The organism is Pseudomonas sp. MYb541 (genome assembly GCF_037479595.1).
GTDB classification, from domain to species: Bacteria; Pseudomonadota; Gammaproteobacteria; order Pseudomonadales; family Pseudomonadaceae; genus Aquipseudomonas; species Aquipseudomonas canadensis.
In genome coordinates this window covers 17,875-33,968 of record NZ_JBBGYS010000022.1, presented here as the reverse complement: position 1 = coordinate 33,968, position 16,094 = coordinate 17,875, and the positions used below count along the sequence as shown (strand labels likewise).

Sequence of the window (16,094 nt, the reverse complement as noted above, 5' to 3'; positions counted from 1 at the left end):
AGCGGTCACATACCAGGCTCATGATGAGCCAGCACCCGTGATAGGATGCCGCGCCTATTTGGAGGATCCATGGCCGAACACGATTTCCGCTTCAGTTTGCTGAGCCCGCAACACACCCTGATCGAATGCCGCGCCCTGGTGCCGGGCCGTTACCAGGTCACCGGCAACGGTGGTTCGATCAAGCATGGCGACGTTTTGATCGTCTCCCTGCGCGGCAGTAAAACCCTGTCGATGCGCCTCACCGTCGAAGGTGATGCGCGCTACTCCATCCGCCCGGCGGGCCAGTGGGTCGCCATGGCCCAGGGGCCGAAATTCGGCGAGTTGGAGATTCACACCTGGAAGGTCAACTGCGACAGCTGCGATGCGGTGTTGGAGTTCGAATTCGCGGTGGAAACCAAGCTGACCAAAGCGCCGCTGCAACCCGCCGCCAATGCGCGCATTGCCGAATTGGGCTGGGCCAGCGAGGGCGACAAGCACCGCTGCCCGAAATGCCAAAAGGCCGCGCAATGAAAGGCCTGCTTCTGCTCGCCGCCGTCGGAGCGGCCCTGACGGGCTGCGCCGGGGATGCAGTCAAGCTCAAGCAGGATCACAGCTACGTGGTCGAATGGATTGGTGAACGGCCGCTGATGGACTACGCGCACCTGACCGTTACCCTCGGCGCCGATGGCCGTGCCTACGGCAACGGCGGCTGCAACCACTGGTTCGCGCCCTACACCGTCGACGGCGAAAAGCTCAGCTTCGGCCAGATCGGCAGCACCCGCAAACTCTGCGCCGAGGCCTTGATGGAGCAGGAACACCGCTTCTTCCAGGCCCTGCAGGGTGTGCAGCGCTGGGACATCTCGCCGATCGAACAGACGCGCTTTTGGCCGGCCGAGGGCAAGCCGATTCGTCTGTGGCTCGAAGAAGGCTGAGACCGCCGACCTGTAGGTTGGAGGGATCCAAATGTGGGAGGGGGCAAGCCCCCTCCCACATTTGTTTTGAGTCGTGGCTTTAACCGCGCAAGGCCTTGAGCTTGGCCAACACCCCGTCCGCCGTCTGCTCGCCCATCAACGTCTCACGCACCTTGCCCTTGTCATCGATGATGTAGGTCACCGGCAAGGCTTCGCTGCGTGGAATATCGAAAATCTCTTCCGGATTCTGCGCCAGCACCGTGAACTTGATGCCCAGCTTGTCGCTGGCGGCTTTCAGCTCTTCGCCCTGCACGTTGTCGAAGTTGACCCCGAATACGCCTACGTTCTGCGCCTTCAGTTGCTCGGCCAAGGCATTGAGCTCGGGGATTTCCGTGCGGCACGGGCCACACCATTCGGCCCAGTAGTTGACCACCAGCCACTGCTTGTCCAAGCGTTCGGAAGCCACCTTCTTGCCATATTGGTCAACGCCGTAATCGTTACCGCAGCCGCTGAGCAGCAGGGTTGTGATGATCGCCAATGCACCGATCAGTCGCCTTGTCATGGGGTAATCCTTCGCAAAAATGAACGTTGGCTGCGACCTATCGCCTCTTACGGTTTAAGGACAGGTCGCTGCGCGGGTAGAATACCCGCCACCTTACGCAAGATGCGACCCGCACATGACCGATCTGACGCTTTATCACAACCCGCGCTGCTCGAAATCCCGCGGTGCGCTGGAACTGCTGGAAGCCCGCGGCCTTACCCCCAACGTGGTGCGCTACCTGGAAACCCCGCTGAACGCGGCGCAATTAAAGGCGCTGCTGGGCAAGCTGGGCATCAGCGCCCGCCAACTGCTGCGCACCGGCGAAGATGAATACAAGGCGCTCAACCTCGCCGACGCCAGCCTCAGCGAAGCGCAGTTGATTGCCGCCATCGCCGAGCACCCGAAGCTGATGGAACGCCCGATCCTGGAAACCGCCGACAAAGCCATCATTGGCCGTCCGCCGGAAAACGTGCTGGAGATCCTGCCGTGACGTCGCCCTATGTGCTGGTGCTGTATTACAGCCGCAATGGCTCGGTGAGCGAAATGGCCCGGCAGATCGCCCGGGGCATCGAGCAAGGCGGTATGGAAGCGCGACTGCGCACCGTGCCGGCGATCTCCACCGAGTGCGAAGCCGTGGCGCCAAGCATCCCGGACGAAGGCGCGCTGTATGCCAGCCTGGATGACCTGAAGCACTGCTCGGGGCTGGCCCTCGGCAGCCCGACCCGTTTCGGCAACATGGCAGCGCCGCTCAAGTATTTCATCGACGGCACCAGCAACCTTTGGCTCACCGGCGCCCTCGTCGGCAAACCGGCCGGGGTGTTCACCTCCACCGCCAGCCTGCACGGCGGTCAGGAAACCACGTTGATGTCGATGCTGCTGCCGCTGCTGCACCACGGCATGCTGATCACCGGCCTGCCCTACAGCGAACAAGCGCTGCTCGATACCCAGGGCGGTGGCACACCGTATGGCGCCAGCCATCACGCCGGCCCCGATGGCAAGCGCATGCTCGATCAACATGAAATCGCCCTGTGCCGCGCCCTTGGCCTGCGCCTGGCGACTACCGCTACCCTGCTGGAGAGCGGCAGTGGCCAGAAAGCCTAAGGTCCTGCCACCCCAAGCGTGGCTCGAGCCGCGGGTCAAGCTGGCGCGCGTGCTCAGCTTGCTGGCGTTTTTGGGCCTGGTGGGTCTGCTGTGCGTGTATTACCTATTCGTCGCCGACCTGCATGGCGCGCGGCCTTGGGTGATCCTGCTGATCGAACTGGTGCCGCTGCTGGTGCTGACGCCGGGCATGCTGACGGGCAGCGCGCGCGGGCATTCGTGGATGTGCTTTGTGGTGAACTTGTATTTCATCAAGGGTGCGCTGGCGGCGTACGACCCGAACCGGCAGTGGTTCGGGGTGCTGGAGATGTTGGCGAGCCTGGCGGTGTTTTGTACGGCGTTGTTGTATGTGCGCTGGCGGCATCAGCTCAACCGCCGGTTGGCAGCGGCCTGAAATACGTCATCGGGGGCAAGCCCCCTCCCACATTTGATCGGCGGCGCGGTTAAAGTGTGGGAGGGGGCTTGCCCCCGATGGCATCACCTAGGTCTCAATGATTCACTGTGTAGGCCAGCATCATCGACAACTGGCACATCGGCCGCCCACTCTCGGCGTGCCACTGGTTGAACGCGCCCTGCACCGTCGCCAGGTCGCGCAGGCTGGTCGGTGCCTTGTCGACGATCCTCTGCGCGTTCAACGCCGCCACCACGTCATAACTCGGCACAAAAGTGTCCTTGCCGACCATGCGCAAGAAACGTGGCGCTGACAGCCCGCCAAGTTGATGGCCGTGCTTGCTCAGGTACTTCCACAGCCCGACGATATCAGTCACCGGCCAATCGGCGATAAACGCGCCGAAGCTGCCCTTCTCCTGCTCAATGTCGAGGATCATCTGCGCATTGCGCGGCACGCTCTTGAGCTTGCCCAGGTGACGGATGATGCTGGTGTCCTGCATCAAGCGCTCCAGGTGCTCGGCGCCCATCAGCACGACTTTTTCCGGGTCGAAGCCGAAAAACACCTTTTCGAACGCCGGCCACTTGGCATCCACCACGCTGTGCTTCAAGCCCGCACGAAATACGCGCAGCGCCAGGGTCGACAGGTAGCGGTCATCGCTGATCTTGCGCAGTTGCGCCGGGGTCTTGGCTACAGGCAGATGGGCTTCCAGCTCGGCTGCCGAACCGAAGCGGTTCAGACAGTATTCGTGAAGCCACTTGTAATCGCGCATGCCCTCTCCTGGCAGTTGAATTGATAACGGCGCCCGCGAGCGCCGTGTGTCAGAGCGTTGAAACGGCTCAGAGGTTCACCACATTGACGAAACGCGAGGCGGCAGTCTCATCGATTTTCAGGCTGGTGAAGTCGAACAGGTTGCGGTCAGCCAACTGCGACGGCTGCACATTCTGCAGGCTGCGGAAGATGCTTTCGGTACGGCCTGGGGTCTTGCGCTCCCAGTCCACCAGCATTTCCTTGACCACCTGGCGCTGCAGGTTTTCCTGGGAGCCGCACAGGTTGCACGGAATGATCGGGAATTGCTTGAAGTCGGAGTAGGCCTGGATGTCCTTCTCATTGCAATACGCCAGCGGGCGGATCACCACGTTACGCCCGTCATCGGCGCGCAGCTTGGGCGGCATGGCCTTGAGCGAGCCGTTGAAGAACATATTGAGGAAGAAGGTCTCAACGATATCGTCGCGGTGGTGACCCAGGGCCATTTTGGTCGCGCCGATTTCATCCGCGAAGGTGTACAGCGTGCCACGGCGCAGGCGCGAGCACAGCGAGCAGGTGGTCTTGCCTTCCGGAATCAGTTCCTTGACCACCGAGTAGGTATCTTTCTCGACGATGTGGTACTCAACGCCCAGTTCCTTGAGGTAGGCCGGCAGCACATGCTCAGGGAAGCCCGGTTGTTTCTGGTCCATGTTGACGGCGACGATCTCGAACCTGATCGGCGCGACCTTTTGCAGGTGCAGCAGCACGTCGAGCATTGTGTAACTGTCTTTGCCGCCGGAGAGGCAGACCATGACCTTGTCGCCGTCCTCGATCATGTTGAAATCGGCGACCGCTTCACCGGCCAGGCGACGCAGGCGTTTTTGCAGTTTGTTCTGGTTGACCGTAAGAGTGCCCATGGCGCTTGGATCCGCTAGAGGTGTGTGACGAAAAGCCGGGTATTTTACGCAAAAAAACCATCAAAAGGGCTAGCCATAAAAGACCCCGCCGCGATTAAGCCCAATGTTTACAGCGCAATTTGCTCTAAAGGCCCTACAGTTATTCCGGTCATCACTTCCTATACTGCGACTAGAGGTCGCACATCTATCCAGACCTTTGAGGCCATTTGGCCCGTGGGCGCTCCGATGGGGGGCGATGGTAATAACGACAGGAGTGACTGGCATGATCCATCACGTCGTGGGGCTGTTTACCCATCCCGACCAGGAATGGCGGGAAATCCGTGGCGATAAAGAAGAAAGCATCGGCCACATGTACCTCACTCACACCTTGATTCTTGCGGCGATCCCCGCCGTCTCCGCCTTTATCGGCACCACCCAGGTCGGCTGGGTCATCGGCAATCGTGCGCCGGTGATGCTGACCCAGGAAAGCGCCTTGTGGATGACCATCATGTCCTACGCCGCCATGCTCGGTGGCGTGGCGGTGATGGGTGCGTTCATTCACTGGATGGCGCGCACGTACGACGCCAATCCCAGCATGGCACGCTGCGTGGCCTTTGCCACCTACACCGCTACGCCGCTGTTTATCGGTGGGCTGGCCGCACTCTATCCGCATATGTGGCTGGGCATGGTCGTGGGCACGGCGGCCATCTGCTACACGGTGTACTTGCTCTATGTGGGGCTGCCGACCTTCATGAACATCGACCCGGATGAAGGCTTCCTTTTTTCCAGCTCGGTACTGGCCGTGGGCCTGGTAGTACTGGTGGCAATCATGGCGTTTACCGTGATCGTCTGGGGGCTGGGCGTAGGCCCGATCTACACCAACTGACCGTCTAAAACCTTAGGCAAAGCCACCGCAAGGTGGCTTTGTGCATCATGCATGACCATTCGGCGCCTGACAGATTCGGAAACACCCAGCTTTGCGGCATACTGGACGTCTCTGGAGATATGTACAGCATGCCCGAGCAACTCAATACCCGCGTCGAAGATTGTTTCCTACAAGCCGAATCCTTTTTCAAACGAAGCTTCAAACGCCCCCAGGTCAGCCTCAAGCTGCGGGGCCAGAAGGCCGGTGTCGCGCATTTGCACGAGAACCTGCTGCGTTTCAACCCACAGTTGTACCGTGAAAACAGCCAACACTTCCTGAAACAGACCGTGGCCCATGAAGTGGCGCACCTGATTGCCCACCAATTGTTTGGCGAACGCATCCAACCCCATGGCGAGGAATGGCAATTGATCATGCGCGGGGTTTACGAACTGCCGCCGGATCGTTGCCACACTTATGAAGTGAAGCGTCGCCAGGTGACTCGCTATATCTACCGATGCCCGTGTGCGGACAGTGACTTTCCGTTTTCGCCCCAGCGCCATGGCATGGTGGCTCAGGGCCGAAGGTATTTGTGCAGGCGGTGCCGCCAGACCTTGGTGTTTACCGGCGAAACCCGGGTGGAGTGAGGGCCTCTTCGCAGGCAAGCCAGCTCCCACCTTTGATAGGCGGCGCGGTCAACATGTGGGAGCTGGCTTGCCTGCGATGGCGGCCGCCCAGTCACTATCCAACTGTCTTGGCCTGGCGCAAATCCGCTATGCGCTGAGCACCAAAGCCCAACTCCGCCAACACCTCATCCGTGTGCGCCCCCACCGCTACACCTATATGCCTGGGCGCCGACAACCCGTCGGAGAACTTCAACGGGCAAGCCAATTGCGCCTGGGTCGAACCATCGCCCCTCGGCACCTGGCTGACCAGTTCCCGCGCCTTCAACTGCGGATGCTCCACGGCTTCACTGAGGCTCAACACCGGCTCCACACAGGCATCGACCCCGGCAAACAACGCACACAGCTCATCAAAGCTGCGTTTCTCGAACTCGACCTGCAGCGCTTGCTTCAGGGCTTTTTGCTGCTCAGCCTTGGGCGACGAGCCTTGCGCCGCCAACTCCGGGCGGCCCAAGGCCGCGCAGAGCTGCTGCATAAACCCGGGCTCCAGGCTGCCCACCGACATCCAGCGGCCATCCCGCGAGCGGTAGTAATCGTAAAAGCTGCCGCCATTGAGCACATGACTTTCCCGCTCCGGCTCCACCCCGCACGCCAGGTAACCCGCGCCGGCCATGGCGTTCAGGCTGAACGAGCAGTCGGTCATGCTTACATCCAGGTATTGACCAACACCGCTCTGCTGCCGCGCGATGACCGCCGCGAGCAACCCCACCACCGCATGCAGCGAACCACCGCCCACATCCGCCACTTGCACGCCCAATGGCAGCGGCCCGCTGTCCTGGCGCCCGGTGTAGCTGGCCACGCCGGCCAACGCCAGGTAGTTGATATCGTGCCCGGCGCGGTCCTTATAGGGCCCTGTCTGGCCATAACCGGTGATCGACACATAAATCAGCCGGGGATTGATCGACTTCAATGCCTCATAACCCAAACCCAGGCGCTCCATCACCCCCGGTCGGAATTGTTCGAGCAGGATGTCGTAGTCCTTCACCAGCGCCCGCACGATCTCCAGCGCCTCGGCCTGCTTGAGGTCCAACGCCAGGCTGCGTTTATTGCGGTTGAGGTAGGCGTGGCTGGCCGATGTGCCCTGATCATGGGGCGGCAGCACCCGCAACAGGTCCATGCGCGTGGGCGACTCGATACGCAGCACCTCGGCGCCCATGTCCGCCAGCATCAGGGAGGCAAACGGGCCGGGCAGCAGGGTGGAAAAATCCAGCACTTTGAGGGACGCCAAGGGACCTGACATGGGCACTCCATTTCCGTTTCGACTGCCCACAGACTAGGCAGCCCTGCGCCTGCCGGCAATCGCCGAAACAGTCACCGACAGTGACCGTTTTGATCACGGCGGGCTTTTTCGTGGCGGCGGCTTTATCATTGGCCCACGTTTGCTTGCAGAGTGTTCCATGAAGTTTGCGATTGCCCTGTTTTCCGCCGCCCACGCGCCCTCCTCGCGCCGCGCCCTGCTGTTCGCCCAGGCGGCGCTGGCCGGCGGGCATGAGATTGTGCGGCTGTTTTTCTATCAGGACGGCGTGTACAGCGCGTCCAACAACATCGTTGCGCCCCAGGATGAGCAAGACATCGCCCGCCAATGGCGTGAGTTTGTCAGCCAGCACCAGCTTGATGGCGTGGTGTGCATTGCCGCTGCGTTACGCCGTGGCGTTCTCAACCAGGAGGAAGCCACGCGGTATCAGCGCACAGCGGTGAATCTGGATGCGCCCTGGGCGCTGTCTGGCCTGGGGCAATTACATGATGCGATCCAGGATGCCGACCGCCTGATCTGTTTTGGAGGGCCGTGAGATGTCTAAATCCTTATTGGTGATCAGCCGTCAGGCGCCGTGGTCCGGGCCGAGCGCACGGGAAGCGCTGGACATCGTGCTGGCCGGTGGCGCGTTCGATCTGCCCATCGGCTTGCTGTTCATGGATGACGGCGTGTTCCAGCTCGCTGCGCACCAGAACGCCAAGGCCGTGCAACAAAAGGACCTCAGTGCCAACCTGCAGGCATTGGGGCTGTTCGGCATCGACGATGTATTTGTCTGCCGCCACAGCATGGCCGTGCGTGGCTTGACGCCGCCCACCGAGGCGCAACCGTTGAGCAACGATGCTATTTCCCAATTGATTGACCGTTACGACCAGGTGATTACCCTCTGATGTCGACTTTACACGTGGTGTCTCACTCCCCGTTTTCCGATAGTCGCCTCGACAGCTGCCTGCGTATCTGCGGCGCCGAAGACGCGATCCTGCTGTGCGGCGACGGCGCCTATGGGCTTCACGCCCCCGCCCTGCACACCAAGGGCGTGAAGGTGTTTGTGCTGGCCGAAGACATGCAGGCGCGCAATCTGCCGCTGCCGGACTGGGCCGACAGCGTGGACTACCCAGGTTTCGTGCAACTGTCGATCGACTACGACAAGGTCAACACCTGGCTATGAACACCCTGACCGTAGGCGCACGTACCCTGGAACTGGACAAGGACGGTTATTTGGCCGACCTGAACGACTGGTCCGCAGAGGTCGCCCATGCCCTGGCCGCCGCCGAACCCCTGGCGTTGACCGCGGACCATTGGGAAATCCTCACGCTGCTGCGCCAGTTCTATGCCGAATTCCAGCTGTCCCCCGCCACGCGCCCGTTGATCAAGTACACCGCCTTGAAGCTCGGCCCGGAAAAGGGCAACAGCCTGCACCTCAACAAACTGTTCAACGGCACTCCCGCCAAACTCGCCGCCAAGCTGGCGGGCCTGCCCAGGCCGACGAATTGCTTATGACCGACTTTGCCCCGCTAACCCTTGAAACCCCTGCTGAACACCCGTTTGCGCAGTTCGTGCGCATCCTGGGCAAAGGCAAGCGCGGCGCGCGCAACCTCACCCGCGAGGAAGCCCGCGAAGCCATGGGCATGTTGCTCGACGAAAAAGTCGAAGACACCCAGCTCGGCGCCTTCCTGATGCTGTTGCGCCACAAGGAAGAAAGCCCGGAAGAACTCGCCGGCTTCACCGAAGCCGTGCGCGAACGCCTGGATGCCCCGGCGCTGAACGTGGATGTCGACTGGCCGACCTATGCCGGCAAGAAGCGTCATCTACCGTGGTATCTGCTGGCGGCCAAATGCCTGGCGCAGAACGGTGTGCGCATCCTTATGCACGGTGGCGGCGCGCATACGGCCGGACGGCTGTACACCGAGCAATTGCTCGAAGGCTTGCAGATCCCACTGTGCCGCAACTGGCAGCAGGTCGAGGCCGCTTATGCGCAAGGCAACCTGGCGTTTATCCCGCTGGGAGACTGGGCGCCGCAGTTGCAGCGCATGATCGACCTGCGCAACACCCTGGGTCTGCGCTCGCCGATCCATTCCCTGGCGCGTTTGCTCAATCCCTTGAGTGCGCGCCTGGGCCTGCAGAGTATTTTCCATCCGGGTTACCAGGGCGTGCACCGCGATGCCAGCGGCTTGCTCGGCGACAACGTGATCGTGGTGAAGGGCGACGGCGGCGAGATCGAGATCAACCCCGACTCGGCCAGCCACCTGTACGGCACCACGGGCGGCGAAAGCTGGGACGAAGAGTGGCCCGCCCTCTCCGCCCAGCGTCACGTCAAGCCGGCCACGCTCGAACCTGAGCACCTGAAGGCGTTGTGGCGCGGCGATGTCGAAGACAGCTATCCGCAACTGGCCTTGATCGCGACCATGGCCCTGGCCTTGCGTGGCCTGGGCCATTCACGGGAACAGGCGTTTGTCCTGGCCCAGCAGTACTGGGATGCGCGGGAAAAATCGATTTAATCGATAATTAACCCCGGTTCTTTGCGCTTTTAAATCGAACTCAGCCCTTTAGACTGGCCTCCAACGCTTATTAGCCAAGGAGCCAGTCATGGGTTTGCTGATCGAAGGACACTGGAAAGACCAGTGGTACGAAAGTAGCGCAGACGGCGCATTCCAACGGGAACAGGCGCAACGCCGCAACTGGGTGACCGCCGACGGCGCGCCAGGCCCGAGTGGCGAAGGCGGATTCAAGGCCGAGGCCGGTCGCTACCACCTCTATGTCTCTCTCGCCTGCCCGTGGGCCCATCGCACCCTGATTCTGCGCAAGCTCAAAGGACTGGAAAGCCTGATCGACGTGTCCGTGGTCAGTTGGCTGATGCTGGAAAACGGCTGGACCTTCGACAAGGCTCACGGTTCGACCGGCGACAAGCTGGATGATTTCGACTTCATGCACCAGCGCTACACGGCTGACACGGCCGACTACACCGGGCGCGTCACCGTGCCGGTACTGTGGGACAAGAAGCTCAAGCGCATCGTCAGCAATGAATCGGCGGAGATCATCCGCATGTTCAACAGCGCGTTTAATGAATTGACCGGCAATACCCTGGACTTCTACCCCGAGCCGCTGCGCGCAACCATCGACGCGCTGAACGAGCGCATCTACCCTGCTGTGAACAACGGCGTGTACCGCGCGGGCTTCGCCACGTCGCAGCAGGCGTATGAACGTGCGTTTGAGGATGTGTTTGCCGAACTGGATCACCTGGAACAGCACCTGGGCGATCATCGCTACTTGGCCGGTGAGTACCTGACCGAAGCCGATGTACGCCTGTTCACCACGCTGATTCGCTTTGATGCGGTGTATTACAGCCACTTCAAATGCAATTTGCGCAGGATTGCGGATTATCCGAATCTGTCGAATTGGTTGAGGAAGATGTACCAGTGGCCGGGGATGGCCGAGACGGTGGATTTTGCGCACATCAAGGGGCATTACTATGCCAGTCACCGCACGATCAACCCGACGGGGATTGTGCCGAAGGGGCCGTTGCAGCGTTTTGATACCCGCCATGATCGGGCACAACTGAACGGTAAAAGTGTCTGGAGCTGATCAGTCACTGTGGTGAGCGGGCTTGCCCCGCTCACCACAGAAAGCCTGCTCTCCACAGCAGGCCCACCGGCCACCGCTGGCTCACCGGCCACAATAGCGTTCTCAGACTTGGGACTGTGCGCCTTCAAACCACTTGAGCTTCTCGCGCAACACCACCACCTCACCGACGATCACCAGTGTCGGCGCATGCACTTCATGCTCCGCCACCATGCGCGGCAGGTCCGCCAGCGTGCCGGTAAACACGCGCTGGTTGGACGTGGTGCCCTGCTGGATCAACGCTGCAGGGGTATCCGATGCACGCCCATGCTTGATCAGTTGCTCGCAGATGATCGGCAAGCCAATCAATCCCATGTAGAACACTAGGGTCTGCGAAGGCCCCACCAGGTCATCCCAGGGCAGGTCCGACGTCCCGTCCTTTAAATGCCCGGTAATGAAACGTACGGACTGCGCATAGTCACGGTGAGTCAGCGGAATCCCGGCATACGCCGCGCAACCGCTGGCCGCCGTGATCCCCGGCACCACCTGGAACGGGATGCCGTGGGCCGCCAATTCCTCGATCTCTTCGCCCCCCCGGCCAAAGATGAACGGATCGCCACCCTTGAGGCGCAGCACGCGCTTGCCTTGCTTGGCCAGGTCCACCAATTGCTGGTTGATCTGGTCTTGCGGTACGGCGTGATCGGCGCGGCGTTTGCCGACGTAGACACGCTCGGCGTCACGGCGGCACAGCTCGAGAATCGCAGGAGCTACGAGGCGGTCATACAGCACCACATCGGCTTGCTGCATCAGGCGCAGGGCGCGGAAGGTCAGCAGGTCGGGATCACCCGGGCCTGCACCCACCAAGTAGACTTCGCCCGGTGCATTCGGCGGTGCGCCGTTGACCTTTTCGATCAACAGGCGCTCAGCTTCATCGCCCTGTCCAGCCAATTGGCGGTCGGCAATCGGGCCTTGGAAGACCTCTTCCCAGAATGCGCGGCGCTGCTGCACATCCGGGTACAAACCTTTGACCTGAGCACGAAACCGCGCCGCCAACCCGGCCAACTGGCCGTAAGTGGACGGAATCCAGGTTTCCAGCTTGGCCCGGATCAAGCGCGCCAGCACCGGCGCATCGCCGCCGCTGGACACCGCGATCACCAAGGGTGAACGGTCGACAATCGCCGGGAAGATCACGCTGCACAAGGCCGGCGCATCCACCACATTGACCGGTACACACCGACGCTTGGCATCGCTGGACACTTGCGCGTTCAACGGCTCGTCGTCTGTGGCCGCGATGATCAGGGTGCAACCGTCGAGGTCCGCCTCCTGATAACCGCGCAAAATCAGTTCCCCGCCACTGCCCAGTACCAGCTCTTTGAGCTGGCCTTCGATCTGGGGAGCAACCACCCGCAGCAACGCACCGGCATCGGCCAGCAGCCGGGATTTGCGCAAGGCAATCTCCCCGCCACCGACGACCAACACACGACTGCCGCGCAGGTTATGAAACAGCGGCAGAAATTCCATTTAGCGGATGACCTCAACGCCCGCCATGTAAGGCTTGAGCACTTCCGGTACACGGATCGAGCCATCAGCCTGCTGGTAGTTTTCCAGCACCGCCACCAGGGTACGGCCTACGGCCAAACCGGAACCGTTGAGGGTGTGGACCAGCTCCGGCTTGCCGGTTTCCGGGTTACGGAAGCGCGCTTGCATGCGACGGGCCTGGAAATCACCGCAGTTGGAGCACGACGAAATCTCGCGGTACTTGTCCTGGCTCGGCACCCACACTTCGAGATCGTAGGTCTTCACGGCGCTGAAACCCATGTCGCCGGTGCACAGTGCCAGCACGCGGTACGGCAGCTCCAGCAATTGCAGGACACGTTCGGCGTTGGCGGTCAGGCCTTCCAGGGCTTCCATGGAAGTCGACGGCTCGACCACCTGTACCATCTCGACTTTGTCGAACTGGTGCTGGCGGATCATGCCGCGAGTGTCGCGACCCGACGCACCGGCTTCGCTGCGGAAGCACGGGCTGTGGGCCACGAACTTGATCGGCAGTTGCTTGGCATCAAGAATTTCGCCGGCGACGATGTTGGTCAACGACACTTCGGCGGTCGGGATCAGGTACAGGTCGGCTTCGCCGTCCCGGCTGATCTTGAACAGGTCTTCTTCGAACTTCGGTAACTGGCTGGTGCCCATCAGCGCCGGCGCCTGCACCAGGTATGGGGTGTAGGCTTCCTCGTAACCGTGTTCGCCGGTGTGCAGGTTGATCATGAACTGCGCCAGGGCACGGTGCATGCGCGCGATCGGACCGCGCAGCAAGGCAAAGCGCGCGCCGGACATCTTGGCGGCAGTTTCGAAATCCAGGCCACCGGTCAATTCGCCCAGGGCAACGTGGTCCTTGATCTCGAAATCAAAGGCGGTTGGCGTACCCCAGCGGCGCACTTCAACGTTGCCGTCTTCGTCTGCGCCAATCGGCACGGATTCGTGCGGGATGTTGGGGATGCCCAGCAGGATCGAATCCAGCTCGGTCTGGATCTTGTCCAGCTCGACCTTGCCGTCGGACAGCTCGGTGCCCATGCGCTCGACATCCGCCATCAGCGGGGCGATGTCTTCGCCGCGCTGCTTGGCCTGACCGATGGATTTGGAACGCGCATTACGCTCAGCCTGCAGTGCTTCGGTGCGGGTCTGGACGGTCTTGCGCTGTTCTTCCAGCGCTTCGATGCGCGCAACATCCAAGGCAAAGCCACGGGATGCCAGGCGGTCCGCTACGTCCTGAAGGTTGCTACGTAACAGTTTGGAATCGAGCATGTCGGTCTCTCGTTTATCAAAGTTTGGTCAAGGACAGGCCAGCCCAGGTGGCGAGCAGCCCGCCGAACACGCTGATGCCCAGGTACCCGAAGGCTATCAGGGCCTGCCCGCTTTCCAGCAGGCGCAGCGTATCCAGTGAAAAGGATGAAAAGGTCGTCAGACCGCCTACAAAGCCGACAATCAAGCCGGCGCGAATTTCAATCGGTACTTCCGGGCGCAACAGGAACCAGCCGTACAACAGCCCGATGATCAGGCAGCCGACCAGGTTGACCGCCAGGGTCGCCGCATAAAAATGCTTCGGCCAATTGGCGCTGACCCATGTGCCAGCGGCGAAACGCAATAATGTACCAGCGATGCCGGCTGCGGACACGGCAAGAATCGTCTTGAGCACTACTTTCTCCGCTGTTTGGGGCTGAGTCGATCGAGTTGGGCGAGGTGATTGAGCTTTTCGCCGATCTTCAGCTCCAGGCCACGGGGCACCGGCTGATAGAGCGGGAGTGGCTCAAGGTCATCGGGGAAGTAGTCTTCACCGGCCGCATAGGCATCCGGTTCATCGTGGGCGTAGCGGTATTCATCACCGTAGCCCAACTGTTTCATCAGCTTGGTCGGCGCGTTGCGCAGGTGCATTGGCACTTCGAGGGAACCGTATTCGGCGGCGGCGCGCAGGGCCGACTTGAAGCCCATGTACACCGCGTTGCTCTTCGGCGCACAGGCCAGGTAGGTGATGGCCTGGGCCACTGCCAACTCGCCTTCCGGGCTGCCGAGGCGCTCCTGCACGTCCCAGGCGGCGAGGCACAGGCTCAATGCGCGCGGGTCGGCGTTGCCGATGTCTTCGCTGGCCATACGCACGACGCGGCGTGCGAGGTACAGCGGGTCGCAGCCGCCGTCGATCATGCGCGCGAACCAGTACAGCGCGCCGTCCGGGTTGGAGCCGCGCACGGACTTATGCAGGGCCGATATCTGATCGTAGAAGGCTTCGCCGCCCTTGTCGAAACGCCGGCGCGTGTCGCCGAGCAGGCTTTGCAGGAGGTCGACGCCAATCTCGCTGCCGTCTTCGGCCAGGTCGGAGGCGTTCTCCACCAGGTTGAGAAAGCGGCGCCCATCACCATCGGCGGCGGTAAGCAGAATCTTGAAGCCCTCTTCGCTCACACTCAGTTGCCGCTTGCCCAGGCCTTTGTCTTCACTCAGGGCGCGGTGCAGCAACTTCTGCATCGCTGCTTCATCCAGACTCTTGAGCACATAGACCCGCGCCCGCGAGAGCAAGGCGTTGTTCAATTCAAACGAAGGGTTTTCCGTGGTGGCGCCGATAAAAATCAGCGTGCCATCTTCCACATAGGGTAGGAACGCATCCTGCTGTGACTTGTTGAAACGGTGCACTTCGTCGACAAACAGGATGGTGCGCTTACCGTACTGCCCGGCCTGCTGCTTGGCGACTTCCACCGCCTGGCGGATCTCCTTGACCCCCGCCAATACCGCCGAGACCGTTTCGAAGTGCGCATCCGAGACCTTCGCCAGCAGCCGCGCCAGGGTAGTCTTGCCCACCCCCGGCGGCCCCCAGAAAATCATCGAGTGCAGCGCACCCTGCTCCAGGGCTTCGCGCAAAGGCTTACCGCGAGCGAGCAGGTGCTCCTGACCGACGTACTCATCCAGGTTGGTCGAGCGCAAGCGCGCGGCCAGGGGCTGGGCAATCGGGTCACTTCGAAACAGGTCCATGGGCAGCGTGTTATTCCTGGATCACATCGGCACCCTTGGGGATGTCGAACTTGAACTTGGACGCAGGCACCGGCTGGTTGGCCTTGACCCCGGAGAACAGGATATCGGTGCGTTGGCCAACACTGTCGACCAGGCGCATGTTGTTGATCACGCCATTGCCGAACGACAGGGACAATGTGTCAAACAGCGTGTCCTTGGATTTCGGCTTGAGGGTGAACTCGATCACGTTGCTGGTTTGCTTGGAGGTGATGTCGAAGCTGTCATTGATCTTCGACACATCACCCGACAGCAGCAGCGCCGGAGTCTGGTTCAGGCGCGGGTCAAGCTTCTTGATGGTGGCCTGTTCCAGGTCCGGGTCCCACAGGGTGACCTTCTGGCCATCAGACACGATGGTCTGCTCGGCCTTGCCTTCGGTGTGCCAGTAGAACAGGCCAGGACGCTGCACGGCCATTTCGCCTGCGGTTTCCTGCAACTGGGTGCCGCCGGCATCCAGGGTCAGTTGGGAGAAGCGCGCGGTCAGGGTCTGGGATTTGTCCAACAGGTTCTTCAGGCTGGCCACGGAAGCCGGGTCTGCGTGGGCCGAAACAGCAGTCAGGGCCAGTGCCGGCAACAACAGCATGCGGATAAGGCGCATGGGAGTCCTCATTGAGTGTTCAGGGCGTGC

The 16,094-nt window shown here is 61.4% G+C and carries 22 protein-coding genes; 13 read left to right on the top strand and 9 right to left on the bottom strand.

The features are described from left to right. The first annotated feature begins 69 nt into the window (after positions 1-69). On the top strand, positions 70-510 hold the full coding sequence (locus tag WH299_RS15245) for a hypothetical protein (RefSeq protein WP_028616773.1): 441 nt from the start codon (positions 70-72) through the stop codon (positions 508-510). Continuing rightward, positions 507-911 (top strand): META domain-containing protein, encoded by a 405-nt coding sequence (locus tag WH299_RS15240; protein ID WP_033896805.1) that lies wholly within the window; start codon positions 507-509, stop codon positions 909-911. The genes WH299_RS15245 and WH299_RS15240 overlap by 4 nt, the downstream gene beginning before the upstream one ends. A 79-nt stretch (positions 912-990) precedes the next feature. Here the strand turns inward: WH299_RS15240 and WH299_RS15235 are convergent, their stop codons facing one another. Further along, positions 991-1,452 (bottom strand): TlpA disulfide reductase family protein, encoded by a 462-nt coding sequence (locus WH299_RS15235; protein ID WP_122728995.1) that lies wholly within the window; start codon positions 1,450-1,452, stop codon positions 991-993. Positions 1,453-1,567: 115 nt separating this feature from the next. On the opposite strand from WH299_RS15235, the gene arsC reads away from it, so the two are divergent. From arsC to WH299_RS15220, 3 genes are read left to right on the top strand one after another with little or no spacing between them, the layout of a single operon-like run. Next, positions 1,568-1,921: an arsenate reductase (glutaredoxin) gene (gene arsC, locus WH299_RS15230; RefSeq protein WP_028616776.1), complete on the top strand. Its 354-nt coding sequence runs from the start codon at positions 1,568-1,570 to the stop codon at positions 1,919-1,921. Continuing rightward, positions 1,918-2,532, top strand: a complete 615-nt coding sequence (gene wrbA / locus WH299_RS15225) for an NAD(P)H:quinone oxidoreductase (protein ID WP_028616777.1) — start codon at positions 1,918-1,920, stop codon at positions 2,530-2,532. Before arsC ends, wrbA begins: the two co-directional genes overlap by 4 nt. Further along, positions 2,516-2,923, top strand: a complete 408-nt coding sequence (locus tag WH299_RS15220; protein ID WP_122728997.1) for a DUF2069 domain-containing protein — start codon at positions 2,516-2,518, stop codon at positions 2,921-2,923. The genes wrbA and WH299_RS15220 overlap by 17 nt, the downstream gene beginning before the upstream one ends. A 94-nt stretch (positions 2,924-3,017) precedes the next feature. Here WH299_RS15220 and WH299_RS15215 read toward each other — a convergent pair whose 3' ends face one another. Further along, positions 3,018-3,689, bottom strand: coding sequence for a DNA-3-methyladenine glycosylase I (locus WH299_RS15215; protein ID WP_339550669.1), 672 nt, complete (start codon positions 3,687-3,689; stop codon positions 3,018-3,020). Positions 3,690-3,756: 67 nt separating this feature from the next. Further along, positions 3,757-4,581 carry a tRNA 2-thiocytidine(32) synthetase TtcA gene (gene ttcA / locus WH299_RS15210; RefSeq protein WP_028616780.1) on the bottom strand — a complete coding sequence of 275 codons (825 nt, stop codon included), beginning with the start codon at positions 4,579-4,581 and terminating at the stop codon, positions 3,757-3,759. A 262-nt stretch (positions 4,582-4,843) separates the two neighbouring features. Here ttcA and WH299_RS15205 point away from each other — a divergent pair, with 262 nt between their 5' ends. Beyond that, positions 4,844-5,446: a Yip1 family protein gene (locus WH299_RS15205; RefSeq protein WP_016977555.1), complete on the top strand. Its 603-nt coding sequence runs from the start codon at positions 4,844-4,846 to the stop codon at positions 5,444-5,446. Between the two features lie 128 nt (positions 5,447-5,574). Continuing rightward, entirely contained in the window at positions 5,575-6,069 is a 495-nt protein-coding gene (locus WH299_RS15200; RefSeq protein WP_034106983.1) for a SprT family zinc-dependent metalloprotease, read from the top strand. A 94-nt stretch (positions 6,070-6,163) separates the two neighbouring features. Here the strand turns inward: WH299_RS15200 and WH299_RS15195 are convergent, their stop codons facing one another. After that, positions 6,164-7,345: a CaiB/BaiF CoA transferase family protein gene (locus WH299_RS15195; protein ID WP_339550668.1), complete on the bottom strand. Its 1,182-nt coding sequence runs from the start codon at positions 7,343-7,345 to the stop codon at positions 6,164-6,166. 157 nt (positions 7,346-7,502) lie between these two features. Between WH299_RS15195 and tusD the strand changes: the two genes are divergently transcribed. The 6 genes from tusD to WH299_RS15165 all read left to right on the top strand — a co-directional run bounded on the left by tusD (position 7,503) and on the right by WH299_RS15165 (position 10,939). Continuing rightward, positions 7,503-7,895 (top strand): sulfurtransferase complex subunit TusD, encoded by a 393-nt coding sequence (gene tusD / locus WH299_RS15190; RefSeq protein WP_016977549.1) that lies wholly within the window; start codon positions 7,503-7,505, stop codon positions 7,893-7,895. 1 nt (position 7,896) lies between these two features. Continuing rightward, positions 7,897-8,247, top strand: a complete 351-nt coding sequence (tusC, locus tag WH299_RS15185; RefSeq protein ID WP_016977548.1) for a sulfurtransferase complex subunit TusC — start codon at positions 7,897-7,899, stop codon at positions 8,245-8,247. Next, entirely contained in the window at positions 8,247-8,525 is a 279-nt protein-coding gene (tusB, locus tag WH299_RS15180; protein WP_028616783.1) for a sulfurtransferase complex subunit TusB, read from the top strand. Before tusC ends, tusB begins: the two co-directional genes overlap by 1 nt. Beyond that, positions 8,522-8,857, top strand: coding sequence for a TusE/DsrC/DsvC family sulfur relay protein (locus tag WH299_RS15175; RefSeq protein WP_339550667.1), 336 nt, complete (start codon positions 8,522-8,524; stop codon positions 8,855-8,857). The genes tusB and WH299_RS15175 overlap by 4 nt, the downstream gene beginning before the upstream one ends. Next, on the top strand, positions 8,854-9,855 hold the full coding sequence (locus WH299_RS15170) for a glycosyl transferase family protein (protein ID WP_323624363.1): 1,002 nt from the start codon (positions 8,854-8,856) through the stop codon (positions 9,853-9,855). Before WH299_RS15175 ends, WH299_RS15170 begins: the two co-directional genes overlap by 4 nt. Positions 9,856-9,943: 88 nt before the next feature. Beyond that, positions 9,944-10,939: a glutathione S-transferase family protein gene (locus tag WH299_RS15165; protein ID WP_339550665.1), complete on the top strand. Its 996-nt coding sequence runs from the start codon at positions 9,944-9,946 to the stop codon at positions 10,937-10,939. A gap of 102 nt (positions 10,940-11,041) precedes the next feature. Here the strand turns inward: WH299_RS15165 and cysG are convergent, their stop codons facing one another. The 5 genes from cysG to lolA are packed head-to-tail and all read right to left on the bottom strand — an operon-like array spanning position 11,042 to position 16,064. After that, positions 11,042-12,436, bottom strand: a complete 1,395-nt coding sequence (cysG, locus tag WH299_RS15160) for a siroheme synthase CysG (RefSeq protein WP_123475902.1) — start codon at positions 12,434-12,436, stop codon at positions 11,042-11,044. Then, positions 12,437-13,717 (bottom strand): serine--tRNA ligase, encoded by a 1,281-nt coding sequence (gene serS, locus WH299_RS15155; protein WP_028616788.1) that lies wholly within the window; start codon positions 13,715-13,717, stop codon positions 12,437-12,439. It lies immediately after the preceding gene. Positions 13,718-13,733: 16 nt separating this feature from the next. After that, a complete protein-coding gene (gene crcB, locus WH299_RS15150) occupies positions 13,734-14,108 on the bottom strand; it encodes a fluoride efflux transporter CrcB (RefSeq protein ID WP_028616789.1) in 375 nt (124 codons plus the stop codon). Further along, positions 14,108-15,430, bottom strand: coding sequence for a replication-associated recombination protein A (locus tag WH299_RS15145; protein WP_123475900.1), 1,323 nt, complete (start codon positions 15,428-15,430; stop codon positions 14,108-14,110). The genes crcB and WH299_RS15145 overlap by 1 nt, the downstream gene beginning before the upstream one ends. 10 nt (positions 15,431-15,440) lie before the next feature. Next, positions 15,441-16,064 (bottom strand): outer membrane lipoprotein chaperone LolA, encoded by a 624-nt coding sequence (gene lolA / locus WH299_RS15140; RefSeq protein ID WP_016975527.1) that lies wholly within the window; start codon positions 16,062-16,064, stop codon positions 15,441-15,443. Between the last annotated feature and the right edge of the window lie 30 nt (positions 16,065-16,094).

Excerpts from the sequence above, each read along its gene's own strand:
- WH299_RS15215 (WP_339550669.1), bottom strand. The coding sequence starts at position 3,689 with ATGCGCGATTACAAGTGGCTTCACGAATACTGTCTGAACCGCTTCGGT.
- WH299_RS15170 (WP_323624363.1), top strand. The coding sequence starts at position 8,854 with ATGACCGACTTTGCCCCGCTAACCCTTGAAACCCCTGCTGAACACCCG.
- tusC (WP_016977548.1), top strand. The coding sequence starts at position 7,897 with ATGTCTAAATCCTTATTGGTGATCAGCCGTCAGGCGCCGTGGTCCGGG.
- WH299_RS15175 (WP_339550667.1), top strand. The coding sequence starts at position 8,522 with ATGAACACCCTGACCGTAGGCGCACGTACCCTGGAACTGGACAAGGAC.
- WH299_RS15195 (WP_339550668.1), bottom strand. The coding sequence starts at position 7,345 with ATGTCAGGTCCCTTGGCGTCCCTCAAAGTGCTGGATTTTTCCACCCTG.
- WH299_RS15145 (WP_123475900.1), bottom strand. The coding sequence starts at position 15,430 with ATGGACCTGTTTCGAAGTGACCCGATTGCCCAGCCCCTGGCCGCGCGC.
- tusB (WP_028616783.1), top strand. The coding sequence starts at position 8,247 with ATGTCGACTTTACACGTGGTGTCTCACTCCCCGTTTTCCGATAGTCGC.
- lolA (WP_016975527.1), bottom strand. The coding sequence starts at position 16,064 with ATGCGCCTTATCCGCATGCTGTTGTTGCCGGCACTGGCCCTGACTGCT.
- WH299_RS15245 (WP_028616773.1), top strand. The coding sequence starts at position 70 with ATGGCCGAACACGATTTCCGCTTCAGTTTGCTGAGCCCGCAACACACC.
- ttcA (WP_028616780.1), bottom strand. The coding sequence starts at position 4,581 with ATGGGCACTCTTACGGTCAACCAGAACAAACTGCAAAAACGCCTGCGT.
- WH299_RS15205 (WP_016977555.1), top strand. The coding sequence starts at position 4,844 with ATGATCCATCACGTCGTGGGGCTGTTTACCCATCCCGACCAGGAATGG.
- arsC (WP_028616776.1), top strand. The coding sequence starts at position 1,568 with ATGACCGATCTGACGCTTTATCACAACCCGCGCTGCTCGAAATCCCGC.
- WH299_RS15165 (WP_339550665.1), top strand. The coding sequence starts at position 9,944 with ATGGGTTTGCTGATCGAAGGACACTGGAAAGACCAGTGGTACGAAAGT.
- WH299_RS15200 (WP_034106983.1), top strand. The coding sequence starts at position 5,575 with ATGCCCGAGCAACTCAATACCCGCGTCGAAGATTGTTTCCTACAAGCC.
- cysG (WP_123475902.1), bottom strand. The coding sequence starts at position 12,436 with ATGGAATTTCTGCCGCTGTTTCATAACCTGCGCGGCAGTCGTGTGTTG.
- serS (WP_028616788.1), bottom strand. The coding sequence starts at position 13,717 with ATGCTCGATTCCAAACTGTTACGTAGCAACCTTCAGGACGTAGCGGAC.
- WH299_RS15235 (WP_122728995.1), bottom strand. The coding sequence starts at position 1,452 with ATGACAAGGCGACTGATCGGTGCATTGGCGATCATCACAACCCTGCTG.
- WH299_RS15240 (WP_033896805.1), top strand. The coding sequence starts at position 507 with ATGAAAGGCCTGCTTCTGCTCGCCGCCGTCGGAGCGGCCCTGACGGGC.
- tusD (WP_016977549.1), top strand. The coding sequence starts at position 7,503 with ATGAAGTTTGCGATTGCCCTGTTTTCCGCCGCCCACGCGCCCTCCTCG.